The 463-nt window shown below is 63.9% G+C and carries 1 protein-coding gene; it reads left to right on the top strand.

The window, feature by feature from the left end; genetic code table 11:
- A partial coding sequence (locus IDG64_RS14390; protein WP_206171357.1) for a 30S ribosomal protein S6 occupies window positions 1-334 on the top strand: 334 nt, incomplete at its 5' end.
- Between the last annotated feature and the right edge of the window lie 129 nt (window positions 335-463).

Here is a 463-nt window from a genome sequence, read left to right as displayed (position 1 = left end):
CACCTATCGCATGAACAAGAACCGCAAGGCTCACTTCGTGATGTTCAACATCGACGGGCCCGCGGCCGTGGTGTCGGAGATCGAGCGCCAGGAGCGCATCAACGAAGATATCATTCGCTATCTCACCGTACGCGTCGACGAGCTCGAGGAAGGCCCCTCGGCGATGATGCGCAAGGCCGATCGTGACCGCGATCGCGACGAGCGTGGCGGTGGCTTCCGCGGCGAGCGCGAAGGCGGCTTCCGCGGCGATCGCGACCGTGGTGGTGATCGTGGCGGTGATCGCGGCCCGCGCCGCAGCCGTGAAGAAGCGGCTGCTGCCGAGACCGAGGAGTAAAGATCATGGCTGATGCTGGTGCACGTCGTCCGTTCTTCCGCCGCCGCAAGTCCTGCCCGTTCACGGGCGACAATGCGCCGAAGATCGACTACAAGGATTCCAAGCTGCTGATGCGTTACGTGTCCGAGC

Origin of the sequence: Staphylococcus sp. EG-SA-15 (assembly GCF_017151895.1) — a bacterium.
Taxonomy (GTDB): Bacteria; Bacillota; Bacilli; order Staphylococcales; family Staphylococcaceae; genus Staphylococcus; species Staphylococcus aureus.
The sequence above is the reverse complement of the archived record's forward strand: the minus strand, read 5'-3'. Positions and strand labels throughout refer to the sequence as shown.